Raw genomic sequence first — 21898 nt, 5'->3', positions numbered from 1 at the left:
GTCCGCGCCCGCGCGGGTGTCGGCCCGCGTGGGTCTGCGCCGGATGCGATCCGGTGGGCTCAGTCCTCGGCCAGGAACGCGTTCAGCCGCTCCGTGGTCTCGATCCACTCCTCGACCAGGGACAGGACGACCTCCTGGGTCGGCCGCACCTTGTCGAGCATGCCCACGACCTGGCCCACCGGCCAGCCGTTGAGCTCCTTGTTCCTGGTTCGGGTGAACCGTCGGGACGCCGCGTTGAAGATGATGCCCTGGAGCGGCATCGGCAGCGGGTCGGGGTTGGCCGGGTCCTCCCACGCGTCGGTCCACCCGGACTTGAGCTGACGGGCCGGTTTGCCGGTCATCGCCCGCGAGCGCACGGTGTCGGTGGACTTGGCCTCCAGCAGGTTCTGCACCGACACCTCGTGGGTGTCGGCCTCGGCGACGGTCAGCCACAGGCTGCCGGTCCACACCCCCTGGGCGCCGAGCGCGAGCGCCGCGGCCATCTGCCGGCCGCCGCCGATGCCGCCGGCCGCGAGTACCGGGACGTCCGGGCCCACCGTGTCCACGACCTGCGGGATGAGCACCATCGTGGAGATCTCGCCGCAGTGCCCACCGGCCTCGGTGCCCTGCGCGACCACCACGTCCACGCCCGCCTCGACCTGCTTCTGCGCATGCCGCGGGCTGCCGCACAACGCGCCGACCAGGACACCGGCCGCGTGGCACGCGTCGATGATGTCGGCCGGCGGCGGGCCGAGCGCGTTGACGAACATCTTGACCAGCGGGTGCTTGAGCGACACCTCGATCTGCGCGCGCGACTCCAGGTCCACGTTCAGCCCGGCGGCCTTGACCGGCTTGTCCGCCAACTCGGCGGGCAGCGGCGGAATCCCGTGGCGCTCCAGGAGTTCGTCGACGAACTTCCAGTGCTGCTCCGGGATCAGCTTCTCCAGGTTGCTCGGCAGCGCGGCCTCGCCACCGCCCTTGCCGATGTACGCCATCGGGATCGCCAGGTCGACGCCGTACGGCTTGCCGTCGGTGTGCTCGTCGAGCCAGGCCAGTTCGACCTCCAACTGCTCGGGATCGAACGCGAGCGCACCGAGCACGCCGAAGCCGCCGGCTCGACTGACCGCCGCGACCACGTCGCGGCAGTGGGAGAACGCGAAGATCGGGAAGTCGATCCCGAGCTTCACGCAGATGGGGGGCTTCATCGCCAGAACCTCCGGTCACCGGGTGAAGGCCCCAGACTAGGAAGGCTCCTTGACCAAATCAAGGTCAAGGAGCCTTACCATTTTTCGAGCGAGCGCCGCAGCAGCGGGCGCACGCGCGCCGAACCGGGCGGCTACGGCTTGTCCGACCCCACCGCCCACATCGCGAAGTACTGCGCCGCCGCGCCGTACGCCTGCGCCAGCGCGACCTTGGCCCCGTCCACCTGATGCTCCCCGGCCGCGCCCCGCACCTGGAGCGCCGCCTCCAGGAAGCGCAACATGCCGGAGGCGCCGATCGGGTTGGAGGACAACACACCGCCCGACGGGTTCACCGGGAAGTCGCCGTCGAACGCCGTCTCGCCGCGGTCGACCATCTTCCAGCCCTCGCCCACGGGCGCGATGTCGTGGCCCTCCAGCCACATCGGCTCGTACCAGGAGAAGGGCACGTACAGCTCGGCCACGTCGATCTGCCGCCGCGGGTCGGTGATCCCGGCCTGCTTGTACACGTCCCACGCGCAGTCCACACCGGCCTGCGGGCGGATCGGGTCGCGGCCGTTGAAGGACGACGGCTCGGAGCGCATCGAGGTGCCCAGGATCCAGGCCGGGGCCCGGCCGTCGGCCGCCGCCGCGTCGCCGCCGGCCTCGTCGGTCAGCACGATCGCGCCGGCGCCGTCCGAGGACGGGCACGACTCCAGGAAGTGCAGCGGGTCCCACATCATCGGCGACTCGCGGACCTTGTCGATCGAGATGTCCTTGAGCTGCAGGTGCGCGTACTGGTTGCGCAGCGCGTTCTGCCGGTCCTTGACGGCCACCTGCCAGCCGATGTGCTCGGGCGCCCCGGACTTTTGGATGTACGCCCGAATCCACGGCGCGAACGCGCCACCCGCGCCGATCGACCCGGATTTGCCGCCGCCGAGCCCGAACTGCGCGTTGCCCTCGGACTGCTTCTCCCACGCGACGGCCAACACCCGCTTGTGCACCCGGCTGCTGATCAGGTGGGAGGCGACGATCGCGGTCGATCCGCCCACGCTGCCCGCGGTGTGCACGCGGAACACCGGCTTGCCCGCCCCGCCGAGTGCGTCCGCGAGGTAGAGCTCGGGCTTCATCACGCCCTCGAAGATGTCGGGCGCCTTCCCGATCACCACCGCGTCGATGTCGCTCCAGGTCATCCGCGCGTCGTCCAACGCGCGCTGGGCGGCCTCGCGGACCAGGCCCGCGATCGACAGGTCGTCCCGCCGCTTCTTGTGCTTGGTCTGGCCGATGCCGACGACGGCAACGCGCTCATGGGTCATCGGTTGTCACCTTTCGCGGCGGAGTCGCCTTCCAGGACACAGACGAGGTTCTGCTGGAGTGCCGGGCCGGATGTGGCGTGCCCGAGCGTGCGCGAGCGCCCGTTGATCAGAATCTGGTCGGCCGCGGCGGCGATCCGCACCAGGCCGGTGGCCATCAGCGGGTTGCCGGTGAGCGCGCCGCCGGAGGGGTTGATCACCACGTCCTCGGCCAGGCCCAGCGACTGACGCAGGATCACCTCCTGGGCGGTGAACGGCGCCATCAGCTCGGCCACCTCGACGCCGGCCACGCCGCCCGCCCGCTGCCCGGCGATCCGGGTCGAGGACGAGTCGGTCAGGTCGCGCAGCGCCGGGTTGTGCACCTCGCTGCGGTGGTCCAGGCCGGTGATCCAGGCCGGGCGCTCGGTCAGTTCGGCGGCGCGCGGGCCGCGCACCAGCACCACCGCGCACGCACCGTCCGAGATCGGCGGCAGGTCGCTCTTGCGCAGCGGATTGCGCAGGTAGCCCTCGGCGAGCAACTTGTCCACGTCCTGCTCGGCGCCGCGCACCTGCTGCTTGGGGTTGCCGGCCGCGTCGCGACGCGAGCGGGCGGCGATCTCGGCGAGTTCGCGTTCGGTGGTCTTGCCCGACTCGATCAACTGCCGGGCCTGGAGCGCGGCCAGCGAGACCGGGTCCAGACCGAGCGGCGCGAGGTAGTACGGGTCGAGTTCCTGCGGGTAGATCGCGGCCGGGTCGCCGGTGGAGGACTTGCCCGAACCCATCGCGACCGCGACGTCGATGTCGCCGTGCTTGAGGCGCACCCACGCCTCGTACATCGCCCACGCGCCGTCCATCTCGACGTGCGACTCGTGGATCGGCGGCCACGCGCCCATCGCGTCCAGGTTGGGCACGAAGGAGAACGTGCCGCCGGAGATGTAGTCGCACGACCCCTGGCAACTGAAGCCGATGTCGGAGCGCTTGAGCCCGACCTTGTCCAGGGCCTCGTCCACGACCATCAACAACATCTCGGTCTCGGTGAGCTCCTGCCGGCGCACCGCCGGGAGCTGCGCGGTCGCGACGATCGCGATGTCGCTGTCCTGCCGCACTGCCGTCTCCCTTGTCTCGCCCGCGTTTCGACGCGCCGTCATCAGAACACCCGGTTCATGTACTGCTCGGCGGGCTCGTCCGGCTCACCGGTGGGCCGCCAGCCCTTGACGAAGCCGGAGACCGTGCCCCAGCCCTTGCTGGTGATCTCCGCCGCGTCCCGCTCGGCCTCGGGCATCCATTCCGCCCGGACCCGCATGCCGACCCTGATCTCGGACACCGGGATGTCCAGGATCTGCTGCTGCGCGATCACCATCTCGTCGCCTTCGAGCACGACGGAGGCCCGCGCGAACGGCTCGGTTTCCTTTTGTCCGGGATAGGGCGTGGGCGTGATGATCGTGTAGTTGGACACCACGCCGCGGTCGGGCAACACCTCGTCCAGCTCGGGACCGAGCAGGATGGCGTCCACCGAGCAGTAACCCCGGCCCAGGAAGACCCGGTTGCACTTCGGACAACGCTGCCCGGTCAGTCGGCCGGCCCGCAGGTTGCTCGCGTAGCGGACCAGCGTGGGCGAGAGCACGTCGGTGTAGGTGATCTTGGAGAAGTACTCCATCGTCGTCACGTCCTGCGCCTCGCCGGGCTCCCCCTCGGGGCTCTCGGCGTGCTCACCGGGGACGAAGCAGACGATGTCGTCGATCCGGCCGACCGGCTCGTCGCGCCAGCGCGGGGCGACCCGCATGCCGGTGCTCACCGCGTCCTCGCTGCCGGCGTCCAGCACGTGCACCAGATCGGTGTCCGCACCGTCCAACCGCACCAGCACGAAGGCGAACGGGCGGTCCAGCGGGTGCGATTCGATGGGTTCGGCGACCCAGGTCCAGGACCGGACGGTGCCGGCCGGGCCCACCTCGACGAAGTCGTGCGCGAGCTCGTTCCCGGTCTCCGGGTCGTACTCCATGGGCGGCACGATCACCCGCTCACCGGACCGGATCCCGACGATCCGACGGGCGGTCAGCTCCGAGAAGAAGCGACCCATGACCGGTCCGAGTGTGCGCTTGTAAGGGAACTGGATAGTACTGACGGTCTGTGTCGACACGGTCATCCTCTCGGCCTGGGAACGAGGTCGGCCACCGGCCGAACGATAGGTAAGGTTCCTTGACGAGGTCAATGGATGGCGAAAACATGTTGTCGTATGGGTCGTATGGCGATGCCTTCGGCATCCGCCGCGGTCCACCACCATCCGCCACCTCCGAGGGGAAGCCGCAGATGTCGTACGACCTGCCCGCCGCGCTGCACCGCCCGGTCTTCGTCCCCGATCTGCTCCTGCACGCCCTGACCAGGCACGCCGACAAACCCGCGATGTACATCGGCGACCGGGTATTGACGGCCAGTCAGGTGCGCGACGAGATCAGCCGATACCAGCAGGCGTACGCCTCGCTGGGTGTGGTCAAGGGCACCATGGTCTCGGTGTTGTCGGCGAACCGACCCGAGGTGTTGTTCGCGACCGGCTGCAACATGTTGACCGGCTGTCGCGCGACGCCGCTGCACCCGATGGGCTCGCTGGAGGATCACGCGTACGTACTGGCCGACGCCGGCGTCGAGGCGCTGATCTACGACCCGGGGCCGTACGGCGAGCGGGCGGCGGCGCTCAAGGAGCGGCTGCCGCACCTGAAGTTGTTGGCCTTCGGGCCGGCGTCGGACGACCTGGGCGTGGATCTGCTCGCGCTGGCCGCGAAGTTCGAGCCGGGGGTGCTCACGCCGCCGGAGGTGAACGCCGAGGACGTCTCGGGCTACGCGTACACCGGCGGCACCACCGGGCGACCCAAGGGCGTGATGTCCACCTACCGCTCCGGGGTGACCCTGCCGACCGTGCAACTCGCCGAGTGGGACTGGCCGGACGAGGTGCGCTTCCTGGTCGCGACGCCGCTGTCGCACGCGGGCATGTCGGCGTTCATCCCGACGCTGTTGCGCGGTGGTTCGATCGTGGTGTTGCCGCACTTCGACCCCAAGCAGGTGCTCGCGGCGATCGAGAAGTATCGGATCACCGCGACGATGCTGGTGCCGACGATGTTGTATGTGCTGCTGGATCACCCGGACCTGGACAAGCACGACCTGTCCAGCCTGGAGACCGTGTTCTACGGCGCCTCCGCGATGTCGCCGGCGCGGCTGAAGGAGGGCATCGAGCGGCTGGGGCCGATCTTCTTCCAGTACTACGGTCAGGCCGAATGCCCGATGACGATCACCGTCATGCGCCGGGACGAGCACGACCCGAACGACCCGGCGCGACTCGCCTCGTGCGGTCGGCCGGTGCCGTTCCTGACGGTGAAGCTGCTCGACGAGGAGCTGAACGAGGTGGCCCAGGGCGAGCCGGGCGAGATCTGCGTGCGCGGCCCGTTGGTGATGGCCGGCTACCTGAACAAGCCGGAACAGACCGAAGAGGCGCTGCGTGGCGGGTGGTTGCACACCGGCGACATCGCCCGGGCGGACCCGGACGGGTTCCTGACGATCGTGGACCGCAAGAAGGACATGATCATCACCGGCGGCTTCAACGTCTTCCCGCGCGAGGTGGAGGACGTCATCTCGGCCCACCCGGCGGTGGCCGCGGTCGCGGTGGTCGGGGTGCCGGACGAGAAGTGGGGCGAGGCGGTCAAGGCGGTCGTGGTGCTGCGGCCGGGGCACGAGGTGGATCCGGCCGAGCTGATCGCGCTGGTGAAGGAGCGCAAGGGCGCGGTGCAGGCGCCGAAGTCGGTCGACTTCGCCGACTCGATTCCGCTGTCGCCGCTGGGCAAGCCGGACAAGAAGACGTTGCGGGCGCGGTATTGGGCGGAGGGTGAGCGGCAGGTGCACTGAGGCGGGGCGGGGGGGTGGGGCCTTCCGGGCCGGTCGCGTGGGTCGCGTGGGTTTTGTAGGTCGCGCGGGTCGGTGCGGGTCGGTGCGGAAGGCCCCGTTCGGGGGCGGGTTCGGGTGGTGGGCCCGGTCACGGGCTACTTCGCGGTTACGCGCTCGGCGAGGAAGTCCTCCCAGGTCCGGGTGCCGACGGTGGCGCCTTGCAGGGTCAGGTTCTCGCCGGCGCGGTAGGCCCGGCCGGCCTTTCCCGGGAAGCGCACCGGCATCATCGGCCGCCGCCGGCCGCGCGCCTGGAGGTAGGTCCGGCTCAGTTCGCGCATCCCGTACACCTTCGGCCCGGCCAGGTCCGGCACCAGGCCGGCCGGGTCACCGAGGGTCAACTCCGCCATCCGCGCGGCCACTTCGCGCACGTCGACCGGCTGGAGCCGAACCCCGCCCGGTACCGGGACGACCGGCAGCCTGGTCATCTTGTCCACGGCGGTCAGCATCAGGTCGTGGAACTGGGCGGCGCGCAGGGTGGTCCAGGGCAGGCCCGACTCGGCCACGGCCTGCTCGGCGGCGAACTTGGCCTTGAAGTAGCCGAGCGGGACGCGGTCGGCGCCGATCACCGAGATGTAGACGAGGTGTCGTACATCGGCCGCCTTGGCGACCCGGACCAGGTTGCGGGCGGCCTCGTCGTCGCCCTTGGGGCCGCCGGCCAGGTGCAGCACGGTGTGGATGCCGGCGACGGCGGCTTCGACGCCCTTGTTCTCGACCAGGTCGGCGGTCACGTACTCGACGTCTTCCTCGGCCGCGCCGCCGGTGCGGCTGAGCACGCGGACGGTGTGGCCCGCGTCGCGCAGCAGCGGGACGACCAGCCGGCCGAGGGTGCCGGTACCGCCGGTGACCAGGATCGACTTCGTCATGACTGCTCCCGTTGTTCGGACCGGGACTCTTCTTTCGGTTCCCGGCCTCTTCGTCGGGGCCCTTGGTGGGCTCCTGCTTCCCTGACGGACGGGCCGAAAAAAGTGTGACGACCGATCTCGAAGGTGAAGGCGAGCGGTTGCGGGCCGGAGCGAGTCGAGCGTTGGAACAGCGTGCCAAGGGCTCTACGCCGTCGAGGCCGTCGGATTGTCGGCCCCGAGCGAGCGGAGGACGCCTCGGCGGCGTCCTCCGCTCGCTCGGGGTGCCGGTGGGTCAACCCGGGATGGGTGGGTCAACCAGGCTGATCCACCAGGTGGCGCGGCCGTCGGTGTGGCCGATCATCGCCTCCGCGAGCGCTCGGCGGGCGGTGAGGGGTGTGCGGCGCCAGTCGGGGAATCGCCACATCCAGCGACGAATCTCACCGAGGTTGTGGCCCTCGTGGTGGAGCGCCGCACCCAGGTGACCGATCTCCGCCCACCGCGGGCCCAGCGCCACCTGGCCCCAGTCCACGACGGAGAGTCGGCCGTCGGATCGGATGATCATGTTCGCCGAGGTCAGGTCCGTGTGCAGGAGGCGGTTGCCGCACAGCGGGCCGGTCCGGGTGGCCGGGAGGTGTTCCCGCAGCCGGCCGACGAGCGTGGGCAGCCCGGCGCTGCGGCCGGGTTGGATGCGTCCGATGCGGTCCACCATCCCGACCACCTGGGCCATGTCGGGCGAGTCGAGACACAGCCGTACGGGGCGGCCCTCGACGTGCTCGAAGACGAGGACCCGCCACCCGTCGACCGCTCTGTGGTGCAACAGGCGCGGAGACAGGATGCCCGTGACGGCACTGGCCGCGATCTCGCTGGTCTGGGCTCGGGCGGACAAGGGAGCGGTGGCCTCTTCGGCGGCCTTGACGAACACGAGGCCGGTGGGAGTGGTGACGGTCGCGGCGAAGGAACTGGTGTGGGGTCCGGTGACGGGTTCGACGGCATGGACGGGGCCGGCCGCCTTCTCCACGAATTCGGTTACCTGGAAAGGAAGTTCACTCCAGCGGTAGCGCCTGGTCACATTGCCTCCCGCACGGATTCGCCGCCGGGCGCGATCGGCACCGACAGCGGGCGGCCAACGGCGCATCCGAACTCGTCAACACGCCTCAACTGCCGTGTCACCAGGGTCAGTTCGGTATCCAGGTCGAGCACGACCAGATGACCGATCGGGCACAGGTACGGCGACCGCCCAGCCTGCTGCGGTTGCACGACGGCGACGCGCTCCGAGGCTGCCGGTAGGGCCACGATGGTCCCGTCCGGCAACTCGGCATGCGCGTCGACGTGCCGAACGCGCGAGCCGACACGGATCGGCAACCGCCCTTCGGCTGGATATTCTTGAATCTCCATCACTGCCTCACGGTGGATAGATGGAGACAGCGGCCGGGCTCACGGCTCCAATCGAGAAACCCGGCCGCTGTCGCTTGAAGGGCAAATCACCCCGACCGTTGCTTGGCGCCAACGTGTCCGGCATGCCAATCGACAGTTGAGAGCGCGCGCTGTTCGGGGGCTCAACGAGCGGCGTGAATACGGCAGAGGCCACTGCCTCCGGGTGCAGGATTTCGACATCGGACGGTCGAACACGGAACCGCAAGCCGCCGAACGTCCGAGCCACCACCACGCACTCGCCGGCGTACTCATACCTCCCGCGCAAGCCCGACCGGCCGTCCCGAATCCACGCCTCCGGGTGATCCCGGAAGTAGTCGAAATCGTCTCCCGAGACCTCGCGTTGGGGGAAATCTGCCATGTGACGACTCCCAAGACAGGGGTGCGAACAAGGACGGACGCGAGCAACTCCATTGCCCGACGTGACGATTGCCTCCCTCAACGTGACATGCAACACTCGTTGCCGCAACCGTTTCAAAGACGGACCTTTGCGGCAGCCATGCCGTCACAAAATGGGGTGAGTCCGGATGCCTTCGCGACCCAGTACTGCGCAACGCCAGGCCGGAGATGAGCTCCGGCGCCTGCGCACTGCCAGGCAAATGACCCTCACCTCCGTCGCCGAACGAGCCGGCTGGGACAAAAGCAAGGTGTCGCGCCTGGAAACAGGAGCAATGCTCATCGACAGGCATCACGTTGACACTTTCGTCGACGTGCTGTCGCTCTCACCGGCAGACAAACGACGCGTGATGGGGCTGCTCGGCCTCGAAAACGGGGAAGACGCCCCCTGGTGGGCCGAGTACGAATCGGTACTGACCCCGGAGTATGAAGATCTCATCTTTCTTGAGACCTATGCGCACACAATCAATGCCGCGTCCACCATGGTCCCCGGTCTTCTGCAAGCACCCGCCTATGCCCGAGCAACACTGTTGCAGTCGCCGTTCGTGCCGGATCCGGACGATGCCGAATCCTTGCTGCGAGTACGGCACAGGCGGCAGCAGGTGCTCACATCGACGCGCCTCAAACTCACCGCAACGCTGTCCGAGTCTGCGCTCGCGAGTGCGTTCTGCGGTCGGGAGGCCCTGCGTCAGCAGCTTGAGCACCTGCTGCTGCTCGGCGAAATGACGAACGTCGAGTTGAGAATCGTCTCCTTCGAGACACCGACCGCAGCCTTCCTCGGCTCGGTCACGATGTATGAACTCCCAGACACGAACGATGCAGTGGTACATGTTGCATACGAAGCGGGGTCTCAGCTACTGCGAGACGAGCGAGTAGTCGGACGCTACCGACGGGATCTCGACTACTACTGCGGTACGGCGCAGGACGAGATCGCCTCAAGAGCAATGATCACGAGAAGATTGGAGCAGTTGTGAGCAGCGGACCAACCCCTCAATGGCGCACATCCACCTGGTCACAGCACAACCAAGAGTGCGTCGAGATAGCCCGGTTCGCCACGGCCACCGGCATACGCGACACCAAGGACCGAGCCCGCGGCCACCTCGAAATCAGCGCCACCGCATGGGCCGAACTCGTGCGCACGCTCAAGAGCTGACCGGCGAGCACGACCCACAACGGCAGCAGCGACGAACGAACCTACGCGGACCGGCCGTTCGTCCGGACCGCGCCCGACGGGCGCGCGTCCGGTACCGACATCACCGCCGTCCTGCCCACGGATGCGACCTTGGCGACCCGGCGATTACCCGGGACCGGTCCGGTTCGTGGCGCGCTTGTTTCGGCGAGCGCCGAGGAGGACCGAAAAGCCGTGCCAATCCACGGCGGAGCGCCCGGCATGGGCGGGTTTCCACAGGGTGTGCATGACGGCGGAACTCGGCGACTGGGGATCTTCAGGCTCCCCTGTGCGCACAGAAGGTTATCCACAGACTGTGCATAACTCTCGGGATACAAGCGCGTCGGCCGTTGCAGGCCGGTGCGGTCACAGCCTCCGCCCGCCGGTGGCAGCGGCGGCGGGTCGGGGGTCGGCCAGCAATGGGTGTGTCGATCAGGCTGATCCGCCAGATGGCTCGGCCGGCCGCGTGGCCGACCATCGCATCCACAAGGGTGCGACTTGCGGGGGGCGGCGCCATTCCGGGAATCGCCACATCCGGCGACGGATCTCACCGAGGTTGCGACCCTCGTCATGGAACGCCGCGCCCAGGTGGGCAGGCCCGGTCGCCCGCGCCCGATCCGTCGCCCCCGACAACCCAGGCAAGGCCGGGCGCGAAGCAATCCACAGTGTCCGCTTCTTTCGGGGTCGACCTTCGAGACGCAAGCGTCCCGGTGAAGGCCGCAAATCCGGTGTTCACATCTCCAGGACCGTCTGGCGATCGAGACGACCCGACGAGTGTGCTCGCACGAGGTCGCCGACACTTGCGTGGCAATCCAGACCTGCCTGCTCCAAGGGAACGCTCCCTGGGAGTGGCACGGCGCTCAATCCGAGTTCCCACACGTCTCCGTCGTCGCCGACCGACACTGCGACGACTGCCAACTTGCCGCCGAGTGGGAGTTGCGACATCACCCAGGCGAGGGAATCGGAACAGACGGCGCATACGACCAGGATGGGACCCCCGCCATACACATCGTCGTCGGAGATGCGACCGGCGTGAGCCACGGCCTTGGCCATCAAACGACGAGCGACCTCATGGCGTTCACGTTCATGCTCGTCGGCGGCGATGTGGAGTTCCAGCGTCAGGCCGAGGTCCTGCCGTGGGAAGGCGAGAGCATAATCGATGGCGGCCATTTCTTCGCGGCTCGGCAATTCGATCGGATCGCCAAGGTCGATGGTGCGTAGCCATGTGTTGACTTCCGACCACAACCAGACGCGAGAACAGCCGACCACGCCATCGGGCAGCGGGAAAGGTTGTTTCGAATGGCGGGCGCCGTGCGCCCACTGGGTGACGTTCTGGCGCGTTCGCTTGGTGCGTTCGGCGATGTCGGCAATTCCGACCAGATCGCGATCCAGACGGATCACTCGCATTGCGGGGGCAACGGTAGCCAGCGCTGCGACGGCGGTCTGGGCCGCTCTGATCGCACCCGGCCCCTCGGCGCTCAGGGTGACGAAATGCCGGCCTGCGGTTCGAACCAGCATGGCGTCCAGAGAGTCAAACAACGCGCACACCAGGGCGTCGTCCTCGACATCGACACCGTCGACCACGAATGTGAACTCGTACTCCATGTCCCACCTCCCTGTCGTGCTGTGATCCGCCGGCCGGGGTGCAACCCATCCAGTGTTCCGCGATTGTTGACATGCGTCAACAGCAATGAACACGGTGGGCACTCGCCTGCCCACTCACGGGCGCCGCCCCGTCTGAGAACGACGCGGGTCGTCGGCAGGCAACGGGCAGCGCGCAGCCGCACGGTCGATCCGTCGAGCCGCGTTGCTCGGACTCCTCGGAGTGCCCGGAATCGGGATGGTGGTGCACTGACATGGGCAATACAGCCTGCCCCAATGGGCTTCCTTGGCCAGCGACCACCCGGCTGCCACCCACTTGATCAAGACCTTGCGCACCTCGGGAGCCGGGTGTGAGGCAGGGGGCAGTGTGGGTCCGACCATGATGTACACCTCCGTCGACAGGCTCGCGATCAGGACCTACGAACCTTCGCGTGCGGGAGGCTCTGTTTGGTGCGGCCGGACTGGTCGGGCGGGCATGCCTTGCCCGGTGCTCGAATGCGCATGTCATCGCCGGTCCGGCAGGATCTCACGGCGGTGTGACAGATACGGCAGGTTATCTGCTCATGACCCCGCCGACATCACACGTTACAGGCGATAAGGCGATTCGGACCACTTGCCACGGCTGTTTTGCCGGCGGCTTGGAGGACCTGACCGAAGCACCTCATATACGTGGTACGGGAGTTGCCCGTCGGGCGCATGCCTGAATACGCGGGCTCGAGATATCGGAATGATGCATTCCGCATTCTGTAACGGGAGACGTTGCGGGCGCACGCCGGTTGTGCGGCGTTCAACGCCGTTGTAGGAAAAGGCTGTTGACCAAGTCACCGAGGGCCGTCATCCGGTATCGGTATGCAACTGCGGGATGTGCAGTGCTATTTCGGTTCCGGGTCGGACGAGAGATCGGAGCCCAGCCGACGTCGGATGGACCGGGCAACTCGGGGCGGCACGCCGTGAGGCGTCAGGCGGTGGGCGGTGGGGGTGCGAGGGCGGTGGCGACCTCTGTGGCGATTTCGATGGCTCTGGTCGTGAGTGGGGATTGGGTGCGGCCGGCCTGCCAGTGCAGGTAGATCTCGCGTGGCGGCACGGCGGGTCGTAGTTCGTGGATGCGGAGGCGGTCGTCGGATGCGACGTCGGCACCGCGGATGGCGAGCCACGGGAGTACCGCCGACCCCATGCCGGCGCGCACCATCGACAGCAGGGTGTCGTTGACCGCGCTGCGGAAGACGATCTGCGGACGGGCGCCGCTCCGGGCGATCGCCTGCTCCATGCGGGGCTGATCGCAGGTCAGCGGCCAGGCCACCAGCGGCACACCGTCGAGCCGGGCCGGCGAAACCGGGCCGTCCGGGAAGGTGCCGACGCCTGCCACCAGCAGGTACGGGTCGTCGAGCAGCTTGAGGTGTTCGGCGTCGCCGTCGATGCGGCCGTCGTAGAACAGCAGGTCGAGGTCACCGATCCGCGGCTGGTCCGGCTCGTCTTCGGACAACCGGATGTCGCAGCCGGGGTGCTCGTCGCGCAGTCGGCGGACCAGCGGCGGCAGGATCGCGTTGGACACGCTCTGGAACGTGCCGATCTCGATGCGGCCTTCCCCGGCCTGGAATCGGTCCACGGCGTGGGCCAACGCCTCGGCCCTGGCCAGCAGTTCGCGACCGTGGCCGAGGATCACGGAACCGAGTGGGGTGAGTCGTACCGGCTTGGGACCGCCCGGCCGGTCGAACACCAGGCCGCCGACGGCCCGTTCCAGCGCGGCGATCTGTTGGCTCACCGTCGACTGGGTGTACCCGAGACGGGTGGCGGCCCGGCCGAACGAGCCCTCCTCGGCAACGGCGGCCAACGCCGCCAGGTGGCGCAGCTCGACGTCGGTCATGTGCGCCAATCTAGCGAGGAGCATCGCGATTCCCGATCGATCCGATCGAAAATCATCGCTTTTCACGATCGAGCCACCGACTCTAACGTTCCGGACATGACCTCTTCTCAAGCACACGGCGAGCAACTCCTCCACATCAACGGTGTCGAACTGTGCGTCGAGACCTTCGGAGACCGCACGGCCCCCGCGGTCGTACTGGTCGCCGGGTCGTCCGCCTCGATGTTGTGGTGGGACGCCGATCTGTGCGAACGCATCGCCGCCCACGGCCGGTTCGTGGTCCGCTACGACCACCGGGACACCGGCCGGTCGACCACCTACCCGCCGGGCCGACCCGCCTACTCGTTCACCGACTTGACCCTGGACGTGGTCGCGCTCCTGGACACCCTGGGCATCGAACGCGCCCACGTGGTCTGCCAATCGATGTTCGGCGGGGCCGGACTCATCCTCGGCGTGGACCATCCCGATCGGCTCGCGTCGCTGACCTTCCTCTCCTGCTCGACCGGCGCCGACGACCTGCCGCCGCCGTCCGCCGACCTGGCCATGCCGGCCGAGCCGGACACCTCCGACGCCGCCGCGCTCGCCGAATACGTGGTCGCCGGCGCGCGGGCGTGCGCCGGCGGCTCGCCGTACTTCGACGAGACCGCGATGCGAGCACTGGCCGAACACGACGTGGCACGCACCAAGAACTACGCGTCGACGCTGGTCAACCACTACGCCATCGACCAGGACGGCCCGACCCGAGGCGGCTTCGGCGACATCGCGGCGCCGACGCTCGTGGTGCACGGCGATCACGACCCGCTGCTGCCGCTGCCGCACGGCGAGGCGCTGTGCGCGGCGATCCCCGGGGCAAAGTTGCTGGTCCTGGCGGGAGCCGGGCACGACCTGCCGAGGCCGGTGTGGGACGCATTCGTCTCGGCCCTGATCCGGCACACGCAAGGCGGCCGATCGTGAGCCGGTTGCGGTCGGCACTGTGGTTGCCGCTCTTCGACGACCTGGCCGACCCGAGGGTGGTGGCGGGGCTCGCCGCCGACGCGGAGGAGGCCGGGTGGGACGGCTGCTTCGTGTGGGACCACCTGTCCTGGCAGCCGCCGGTAAGCCGGGTCGCCGACCCGTGGATCGTGCTGGCGGCGATCGCGACCGCGACCGAGCGGCTGCGGCTCGGCCCGATGGTGTCGCCGCTCTCCCGCCGACGGCCGGCCAAGGTCGCCCGGGAGACGGCGACGCTGGATCGGCTCAGCGACGGCCGCCTCACCCTCGGCGTCGGCCTCGGCGGCGACCGGTTCGGCGGCGAGTTGTCCAAGACCGGCGAGCAACTCGACGACCGGCGGCGCGGGCGCATGCTCGACGAGTCGTTGGAGATCCTGGCCGCCGCCTGGTCCGGCGAGCCGGTGCGCCATCACGGCGAGCACTACACCGTCGACGACCTCACCTTCCTGCCCAGGCCGATCCAGCGGCCCGGCGTGCCGGTATGGGCCGCCGGATTCCCGGGCCGCCCCAGGCCGATCCGTCGGGCCGCCCGGCTCGACGGCTTCTTCCCGATCAACCTGGAACACCCGGACCGGCTCGCCGAGACGGTCGCCACCCTCACCGAACTACGCCGGGGCGAGATGGCCTCGTACGACATCGCCGTCGCACTGCCGCCCGGTGTCGATCCCGAGCCGTACGCGCAGGCCGGCGCAACATGGTGGCTGCCGGAACTCGACCCGGGCGTACCGCTCGACACCGTGCGCGGTGTGCTCCGCGACGGCCCCGCACGGTAAGGAATCGATCGCCTTGTTCGACTACGACGCGGAACTCGCCCGGTACCACGAACACCTTTGGGAAGCCCTCGACGTCCGCCCCGGCAATCGTGTCCTCGACATCGGCTGCGGCACCGGCCAAATCACCCGCCGCGCCGCCCGAGCCGCTTCCCCGGGCACCGCGCTCGGCATCGACATCTCGGACCCGATGTTGACGCAGGCCCGCCGACAGGCCGAAACGGAAGGACTCGCCAACCTCGACTTCGTCCGGGCCGACGCCCAGACCCACCCCTTCCCGCCGGGGCAATTCACCGTAGCCGTCAGCCGATTCGGCACGATGTTCTTCGCCGACACCACCGCCGCATTCGCCAACATCGCACGCGCCCTGCGCCCGGGCGCACTCTTCGCACAACTCGTCTGGCAGCCCCGCGACCACCAGCAGTGGGACACCGAGATCCGAGCGGCACTCGCTCCCGGCCGATCGGCGACCACCTCTACCGACAAAACCGAAGCCGCCTTCACCCTGGCCGATCCGGACGTCGCAACCAGCGCCCTGACCACGGCCGGCTTCACCACCGTGCAGGTCACCGACGTACGCGAACCCGTCTACTACGGCCCGGACGCCGACCACGCGCAAGCGGCCGTACTCCACCTGCAACCGGCCCGGGACCTGCTCAGCGGCCTGACCCCCGCCGCCACCGAACACGCACTCGCCCGCCTGCACACGATGCTCGCCACCCACACCACCGCCGCCGGCGTATGGCTCGACTCCCGCGCCTGGCTGATCACCGCCCGCCGACGTTGACGCCGGGGTTCACCCCTGGGCGGTGAGGTGTTCGGCGCGGCGGCGGTGGAAGGTGCGGCGGTAGGCGTCCGGGGGAACGCCCACGGTGCGGTTGAAGTGGCGGCGGAGGGTGGCTCCGGTGCCCATGCCGGTGGCCTCGGCGATGGCGTCGACGCTGTCGTCGGTGGTTTCCAGGAGTTCCTGGGCCCGGTGGATGCGCTGGGTCAGCAACCACTGCAGCGGGGTGGTGCCCGTCATCGATCGGAAGTGCCGGCCGAGGTGGCGTGAGCTCATGTTCGCCCGGCGGGCCAGGTCCTCCACCGTCAGCGGCCGGTCCAGCCGTCCGGTCGCCCACGCGAGCAGTTCGCCGAGTGGATGGTCGGGCTGTTCGGGCATCGGGGTGGCGACGAACTGGGCCTGCCCGCCCGCCCGGTGCGGCGGTACGACCAGCCTGCGGGCAACCGCGTTGGCCACCACCGAGCCGTGGTCGCGGCGGACCAGGTGCAGGCACAGATCCATCGCGGCGGCCTTGCCCGCCGAGGTGAGCACGCTGCCGTTGTCGACGTAGAGCACATCCGGGTCGACCTCGACCCCGGGATGGCGCGCGGCCAGCACCTCGGTGTGCGCCCAGTGCGTGGTGGCCCGCCGTCCCTCCAACAGACCGGCCGCGGCCAGCACGAACGCGCCCGTACACAGCGAAGCCACCCGCGCGCCCGCCTCGTGCGCGGCCCGCACGGCATCGACCAGGTCCGCGGGCGGCTCCCGGTCGACATCGGCCCACCCGGGGACGATCACGGTGTCGGCCACGAGGAGCCGGTCGAGGCCACAATCGGGTTCGAGCAGGAAGCGCCCGTCGGCCCGCACGCTGCCCGCCCCGCAGATCTCGAGCCGGTACCAGTCCTCCACCGGAACCGGCGGCGCGGTGCCGAACAGCTCGCAGGCCAGGGCCAGTTCGAAGTGCAGGATCCCGTCGGCGACGGCTATCGCAACTGTGCTCACGTCCGGAATTGTATACATCATGTCGTTCCGGACGCTTCTCCCAGCGCCGGCCCGGCCGCCACGATGTGCGAGTGGATCCTTCGGACCGGGAGAGAAGTCGCATGCGCGCTGTCAGTCAGGACGTTCTGGGCGGTCCCGAGGTGCTGAAGGTGATCGAACCGGAGCGCCCGACGCCCGGCCCGAGCGAGGTGCTGGTCGAGGTGCGCGCGGCAGGCGTCAACCCGACCGACTGGATCCACCGCGCCACGGGTCTGATCCTGGGCAGGCCACCGTTCGTACTCGGCTGGGAGGTGTCCGGTGTCGTGGCGGCGGTCGGCCTGGGAGTGACGATCCACCGGCCGGGCGACCAGGTGTTCGGCATGCTGAAGTACCCGTACGGAAACGGCGCGCACGCCGAGTACGTGGTCTCGGCGGCCCGCCACCTGGTGCGCAAGCCCGCGAACGTCGACCACGTGCAGGCCGCGGCACTTCCGCTGGCCGCGACCACCGCGTGGCAGGCCCTGGTGGACACCGCGGATCTGCGGGCCGGACAGCGGGTGTTGATCCACGCCGCGGCGGGCGGGGTCGGCCATCTGGCCGTACAGATCGCCAAGGCGCGCGGCGCCTACGTGATCGGCACCGCCCGCGCGGCCAAGCACGACTTCGTCCGCGAGTTGGGCGCCGACGAGATGATCGACTACCCGACGACCGACTTCGCCGCGGTCGTACGGGACGTGGACGTCGTCCTGGACGGCGTCGGCGGCGAATACGGCCCACGCTCGTTGCCGACCCTGCGCCGGGGCGGCATCCTCGTCTCGATCGTGAACCAGGTCGGAGACTTGGAGGTCGGGCGATACGGGGTCCGCGCCGCGGAGATGCTGGTCGAGGCCGACCACGCTGCCATGCGGCAGATCGCGGCCCTGGTCGAGACGGGGCGACTGCGGGCCGCGATCGACTCGATGTTCCCCCTGGCGGACGCGGCCAAGGCACACGAACGCGGGGAAACCGGCCGGGTCACCGGCAAGATCGTCCTGACGGTCTGAACCGCAAGGGCCGGCCGGTGGCGCACATCACGACACGCACAACCGACCGGCCCCGCGCCCGCAACCGCCCGCTACCCGCGTCGGTACGGCGAACCCCGGTGCGGGCAGGGCCGATGCGGGCGGGCGGCCACGAAGCTCCGGCGGCCCGTACACACCGACGACGTCGACGCCGGCGGCCGATCCGGGGCGGTGAGCATCGGGTCCTGGCGCAGGATGGCCGCCTGGAGGTCACGCAGCCGCGGGCCCGGATCCAGACCCAACTCCTCCGCGCACAACCGCCGACCGGCCTCCAGTGCCGCCAACGCCTCCGCCTGCCGCCCCGATCGGTAGAGTGCCAGGGCGAGTTGCGCCCGTGGCCGCTCCCGCAGCGGATGCTCCCGGACCAGGGTCATCAGCTCCCCGATCACCGACGCGTGCGCACCGAGCGCGAGTCGGCACTCGGCCGCCTCCTCCGACAACGCGGTGTGCTCCTCGGCCAGTCGCGCCCGCTCGGCCTGCGCCACCTCGTGATCGCCCAACTCCGCGAACGCGTCCCCGATCCACAACGCCAGCGCCGCACGCAACAATTCGTCCGCCCGGCCGTACGCGCCGGCGGCGCTCGCGGCCCGGCCCGCCTCGGCCAGCGCATGCCACCGCCCGGTGTCCAGCCGGCCGGCCGGCACCTCCAGGGCGTACGAGTCATCGCGCGTAGTCAAGACCCGATAGGGCGCCCGCCGCCCCGGCTCCAACACTCGGCGCAGGCCGGACAGATAGGCATGCAACGTCGATCGTGCGCCGGGCGGCGGGCGGCCGTTCCACAGCTCCTCGGCCAAGCGGTCCACCGGCACCGCGACCCCCGGCCGCAACAACAGCAGGGTCAACAGCTCGCGCTGCCGCCTCGGTCCGATGTTCAGCACACTTCCGTCGGGACCCAAAACCCGGGTCGGTCCCAACACTTGGAAGGACAAGCCCCCCGACTCATCGTTGCGCGGTGGCTCCCCAACCTGCCCGCGCGACGGAATCCCCCTCGTCATATGGAAAGTGACGACACATCACCAGATGGGGTTCCGCTCCGCCGCGCAGTCGAGGGACCCTCAGGCTCTCCCGTCCCGCCGCCCGGCTTCCCGGGAAGGCGCGGGCCCGGCTCCCGGGAAGGCCCGGAGGCGGGCTCCCGTAAGGCCCGGACCCGGGAAATAATCCCTTGTCCCACCCGATGGACCGACATACATTGAGCCCCGCGAATCGCGGCGTGTAGCTCAGCAGAAGAGCACCGGGCTTGATACCCGGAGGGCGCGGGGGCAGGACCCGCCATGCCGGCCATGGATCAAACGAACAAGCCCGACGCCGTGCGCGTCGGCGAAGCGTATCCGCAGCTCCGATCCGCCCGTGCACTGCACACGGCCCTGACCCACGAGGATCCCGACACCCGGGCCGGCGCGGCCGAGCGCCTACGGCGTTGGCAGGACGTGGTTCGCGGCATGCGCGACGGCGTGCTGGACATCGGCTCGCGCAGGCCCGTGCGCGAGTTCCCCGAATGGGTCACCCCGGAAGTGGTCCGGGGCGGCTTCGCCACCGGACACCCGGCCGCCGGCGGCAAGTTGCGGCCGCACGAGATCGCCCTCGCGGGGCGGATCGGCCTGCCCGCCGAGCGCGGCGCGCTGTTCGCGCACCACCTCTCCGCGGCGGGCCTGGCCGAATTGACCGCGCTGTTGGAAAGCGGCACCTACGACGCGGAGTTGCCGGAGGAGACGGCGCTGCTCGTGGTCGCCTGGCTGCTCCGGACCGGCGACACCGACGGCGCGCTCGAACTGGTCGAGGCCATCGCGCCGTTCGCCGATCGACTGCGGTTCGCGCCCAGGCCCACGGCCGCGCCCGTGCCCGATCCGTCCGACACCTTCCGCACCAGCGTCGGCGAGGCGCACGCGCGGATCGCCGCCCGCCCGCCGAACCCGGCCGTGGCCGCCATGCGCGAGGCCCTGACCGTCTGGAACCCCTACGCCGACGCGCTCCTGGCGCACTGGCTGGAGACCGTCGAGGCCGGTCGCGTCTTGGCTCGCACCCCGGACACCCGCTGGGCCGAGCGCGGCCACGCCCTCCTGGCCCGCCATCGCGTACTGGCCGCCGAGCATCCGCTGTGTACCAAGCACCGCCGGCCCAAGGAGAACGCGGCGATCCTGCGCACCGCACTCGCCGACCACCTCGCCGGCCGCGCACTCGACGCCCGGCGCCTGGGCCTGCTCGCCCGGGCGATCGAGGCGATGGTGACCCGACGCGGCGCTCCCGCCGGCGCCGCCCACGAGGCGCTGCGGGCCCGGCAGACGGCCGAGGCGGCCCTACCCACCCAACACGCCCTGGCGGCGGTGGTGCTGCGCCGGCTGGCCGAGCGTCCCCAGGACATCGGCACCGAGGACGTCGACGCGCTGACCGCCCCGGTGGACCCGATCGAGGCGTCGACCACGGGTCTGCCCGCCGGAACGGCGATTCCGCCGGCGATCCGGCGCATCCTGGAGGGCACGCTGAGCGCCCCGATCGACACGCTGATCGAACGTGGTCTGGTGCCGTCCGCCGAGGTCCTGGCCGAGTTGGTACCGCAGTTGGTCGCCGCGAGCAGCACGCGGGCGTACCCGGACGACGCCCTGCGCACGCTGATGGCGGCGCATCACCGGGCGTTCGGTCGGCGTCGTTCGTTGTTGCTGCTGGACCTGGCCCACCAGGTGCGCGCCGAGGAATTGCCCTGGGTCGCGGCGGTGGCCCGGTACCGGGACGGCGCCGCCGCCGAGGGCCGGGGCGCCGCCCGGCGCACCCTCGTGCACCTGGGGGAGTTGGCCGTGCACGGCTTTCCCGGGACGATCCTGCCCAATCCGCTGGTGGGCGAGCTGTCCACGCTGAGCCGGGCGGCCGAGACCGGGCTGCCGTGGGTCGAGGAACTGGCCGCGGACATCTTCACCGGCCGCTTCGCACCGAAGTTCCTCGCCGCGGCGAAGATCGCCGCGGAGCTCTTGGCGGGGAGCCTGTACGAGGTCTACTACGACATCGACTACGCGGCGATCGCGGAGCTGGGCGACGTGGCCGCGACCCGGATCGCACCCGCGCGGACCGCCGCGGAGCGCTTCGCCCTGCTGTGTCGCGAGCGGGCCGACGTGCCTGCCGGCGGACGACGATCGCCGGCCGCCAACGGCATGGTGATCGAGCAGGCGCAGATCCTGACCACGCACAACCTGGCCACGCTGGCCGGGCCCGTCGGGATCACGCCGCGGGCCGGGTGGGCCGAGGCGGCGCATCGCGCGTTCGTCACGGTGTGCCGACTGACCGAGCACGCCGAGTGGCAGATGCGGCCGTTGGCCACCATCAAGGACGCCGCGTACGCGTGGCGCCAGGTGGTGTTCCACCTCTCGATGCTCGACGAGGACGCGGAAATCCGGGCGCTGGCCCGGCTCGACGAGGAGATCGCGCTGTGGGGCGACCCGGTGGCCGGCCGACTGGCTCCCGTGGTGTTCGGCCTGCGCGCCATCGCCGAGGGCGACCGCTTCGACCGGTACGAGGCGGTCGGCGGCGGGCGAGGCCGCCGCCTCACCGGCTGGACGACCGGCGGGCACTTCCTGCGCGGCTGAGGCGGTCGCGGCGCGGGCCGCACACGTGTCCGCGCCACACAGGTCTGGGGCACACGGGTCCGCCTGCCGACAACCCCCGTTC

Annotated in this window: 20 protein-coding genes and 1 tRNA gene; 9 read left to right on the top strand and 12 right to left on the bottom strand. The window is 70.0% G+C overall.

Annotated elements, in window-relative coordinates:
• Window positions 1-59: 59 nt before the first annotated feature.
• The 4 genes from ACH4U8_RS39385 to ACH4U8_RS39370 form a co-directional block, all read right to left on the bottom strand.
• Window positions 60-1184, bottom strand: a complete 1125-nt coding sequence (locus ACH4U8_RS39385; RefSeq protein WP_360318199.1) for a nitronate monooxygenase family protein — start codon at window positions 1182-1184, stop codon at window positions 60-62.
• A gap of 131 nt (window positions 1185-1315) precedes the next feature.
• Window positions 1316-2473, bottom strand: a complete 1158-nt coding sequence (locus ACH4U8_RS39380) for a thiolase domain-containing protein (protein ID WP_395782917.1) — start codon at window positions 2471-2473, stop codon at window positions 1316-1318.
• Window positions 2470-3555: a lipid-transfer protein gene (locus tag ACH4U8_RS39375; RefSeq protein ID WP_395782916.1), complete on the bottom strand. Its 1086-nt coding sequence runs from the start codon at window positions 3553-3555 to the stop codon at window positions 2470-2472. Before ACH4U8_RS39375 ends, ACH4U8_RS39380 begins: the two co-directional genes overlap by 4 nt.
• 41 nt (window positions 3556-3596) lie before the next feature.
• Window positions 3597-4526 (bottom strand): OB-fold domain-containing protein, encoded by a 930-nt coding sequence (locus tag ACH4U8_RS39370; protein WP_360318207.1) that lies wholly within the window; start codon window positions 4524-4526, stop codon window positions 3597-3599.
• Between the two features lie 230 nt (window positions 4527-4756).
• Here ACH4U8_RS39370 and ACH4U8_RS39365 point away from each other — a divergent pair, with 230 nt between their 5' ends.
• A complete protein-coding gene (locus tag ACH4U8_RS39365; RefSeq protein WP_360318210.1) occupies window positions 4757-6340 on the top strand; it encodes an AMP-binding protein in 1584 nt (527 codons plus the stop codon).
• Between the two features lie 134 nt (window positions 6341-6474).
• Here ACH4U8_RS39365 and ACH4U8_RS39360 read toward each other — a convergent pair whose 3' ends face one another.
• The 4 genes from ACH4U8_RS39360 to ACH4U8_RS39345 form a co-directional block, all read right to left on the bottom strand.
• Window positions 6475-7242 carry an SDR family oxidoreductase gene (locus ACH4U8_RS39360; protein ID WP_395782915.1) on the bottom strand — a complete coding sequence of 256 codons (768 nt, stop codon included), beginning with the start codon at window positions 7240-7242 and terminating at the stop codon, window positions 6475-6477.
• A 271-nt stretch (window positions 7243-7513) separates the two neighbouring features.
• Window positions 7514-8290, bottom strand: a complete 777-nt coding sequence (locus ACH4U8_RS39355; RefSeq protein ID WP_395782914.1) for a phosphotransferase — start codon at window positions 8288-8290, stop codon at window positions 7514-7516.
• Window positions 8287-8619 (bottom strand): hypothetical protein, encoded by a 333-nt coding sequence (locus tag ACH4U8_RS39350; protein ID WP_395782913.1) that lies wholly within the window; start codon window positions 8617-8619, stop codon window positions 8287-8289. Before ACH4U8_RS39350 ends, ACH4U8_RS39355 begins: the two co-directional genes overlap by 4 nt.
• A gap of 4 nt (window positions 8620-8623) precedes the next feature.
• A complete protein-coding gene (locus ACH4U8_RS39345) occupies window positions 8624-9013 on the bottom strand; it encodes a hypothetical protein (protein ID WP_395782912.1) in 390 nt (129 codons plus the stop codon).
• A 166-nt stretch (window positions 9014-9179) separates the two neighbouring features.
• Between ACH4U8_RS39345 and ACH4U8_RS39340 the strand changes: the two genes are divergently transcribed.
• Window positions 9180-10022, top strand: a complete 843-nt coding sequence (locus tag ACH4U8_RS39340; RefSeq protein WP_395782911.1) for a helix-turn-helix domain-containing protein — start codon at window positions 9180-9182, stop codon at window positions 10020-10022.
• Window positions 10019-10201: a DUF397 domain-containing protein gene (locus tag ACH4U8_RS39335; protein ID WP_395782910.1), complete on the top strand. Its 183-nt coding sequence runs from the start codon at window positions 10019-10021 to the stop codon at window positions 10199-10201. The genes ACH4U8_RS39340 and ACH4U8_RS39335 overlap by 4 nt, the downstream gene beginning before the upstream one ends.
• A gap of 747 nt (window positions 10202-10948) precedes the next feature.
• On the opposite strand, the gene ACH4U8_RS39330 is transcribed toward ACH4U8_RS39335, so the two are convergent.
• Both ACH4U8_RS39330 and ACH4U8_RS39325 read right to left on the bottom strand, forming a co-directional pair.
• Window positions 10949-11821: a hypothetical protein gene (locus tag ACH4U8_RS39330; protein ID WP_395782909.1), complete on the bottom strand. Its 873-nt coding sequence runs from the start codon at window positions 11819-11821 to the stop codon at window positions 10949-10951.
• A 955-nt stretch (window positions 11822-12776) separates the two neighbouring features.
• Window positions 12777-13682: a LysR family transcriptional regulator gene (locus ACH4U8_RS39325; protein ID WP_395782908.1), complete on the bottom strand. Its 906-nt coding sequence runs from the start codon at window positions 13680-13682 to the stop codon at window positions 12777-12779.
• A gap of 96 nt (window positions 13683-13778) precedes the next feature.
• On the opposite strand from ACH4U8_RS39325, the gene ACH4U8_RS39320 reads away from it, so the two are divergent.
• From ACH4U8_RS39320 to ACH4U8_RS39310, 3 genes are read left to right on the top strand one after another with little or no spacing between them, the layout of a single operon-like run.
• The gene (locus tag ACH4U8_RS39320) at window positions 13779-14633 is read left to right on the top strand and encodes an alpha/beta fold hydrolase (protein ID WP_395782907.1); all 855 of its coding nucleotides are present in this window, start codon (window positions 13779-13781) and stop codon (window positions 14631-14633) included.
• A complete protein-coding gene (locus tag ACH4U8_RS39315; RefSeq protein ID WP_395782906.1) occupies window positions 14630-15442 on the top strand; it encodes an LLM class flavin-dependent oxidoreductase in 813 nt (270 codons plus the stop codon). Before ACH4U8_RS39320 ends, ACH4U8_RS39315 begins: the two co-directional genes overlap by 4 nt.
• A 13-nt stretch (window positions 15443-15455) precedes the next feature.
• Window positions 15456-16226: a class I SAM-dependent methyltransferase gene (locus tag ACH4U8_RS39310; protein ID WP_395782905.1), complete on the top strand. Its 771-nt coding sequence runs from the start codon at window positions 15456-15458 to the stop codon at window positions 16224-16226.
• Between the two features lie 9 nt (window positions 16227-16235).
• Here ACH4U8_RS39310 and ACH4U8_RS39305 read toward each other — a convergent pair whose 3' ends face one another.
• Window positions 16236-17204 carry a helix-turn-helix domain-containing protein gene (locus ACH4U8_RS39305; protein ID WP_379988464.1) on the bottom strand — a complete coding sequence of 323 codons (969 nt, stop codon included), beginning with the start codon at window positions 17202-17204 and terminating at the stop codon, window positions 16236-16238.
• A 101-nt stretch (window positions 17205-17305) separates the two neighbouring features.
• On the opposite strand from ACH4U8_RS39305, the gene ACH4U8_RS39300 reads away from it, so the two are divergent.
• Window positions 17306-18226, top strand: coding sequence for an NADP-dependent oxidoreductase (locus ACH4U8_RS39300; protein ID WP_395782904.1), 921 nt, complete (start codon window positions 17306-17308; stop codon window positions 18224-18226).
• Between the two features lie 71 nt (window positions 18227-18297).
• On the opposite strand, the gene ACH4U8_RS39295 is transcribed toward ACH4U8_RS39300, so the two are convergent.
• Window positions 18298-19122 (bottom strand): AfsR/SARP family transcriptional regulator, encoded by an 825-nt coding sequence (locus ACH4U8_RS39295; protein ID WP_360318248.1) that lies wholly within the window; start codon window positions 19120-19122, stop codon window positions 18298-18300.
• A 328-nt stretch (window positions 19123-19450) separates the two neighbouring features.
• Between ACH4U8_RS39295 and ACH4U8_RS39290 the strand changes: the two genes are divergently transcribed.
• Together ACH4U8_RS39290 and ACH4U8_RS39285 are read left to right on the top strand one after the other, a co-directional pair.
• Window positions 19451-19525: transfer RNA gene (locus ACH4U8_RS39290), tRNA-Ser, on the top strand.
• On the top strand, window positions 19525-21816 hold the full coding sequence (locus tag ACH4U8_RS39285) for a hypothetical protein (protein ID WP_395782903.1): 2292 nt from the start codon (window positions 19525-19527) through the stop codon (window positions 21814-21816). The genes ACH4U8_RS39290 and ACH4U8_RS39285 overlap by 1 nt, the downstream gene beginning before the upstream one ends.
• Window positions 21817-21898 lie beyond the last annotated feature (82 nt).

The organism is Embleya sp. NPDC020886, assembly GCF_044333915.1.
Classification (GTDB): Bacteria; Actinomycetota; Actinomycetes; order Streptomycetales; family Streptomycetaceae; genus Embleya.
The sequence above is the reverse complement of the archived record's forward strand: the minus strand, read 5'-3'. Positions and strand labels throughout refer to the sequence as shown.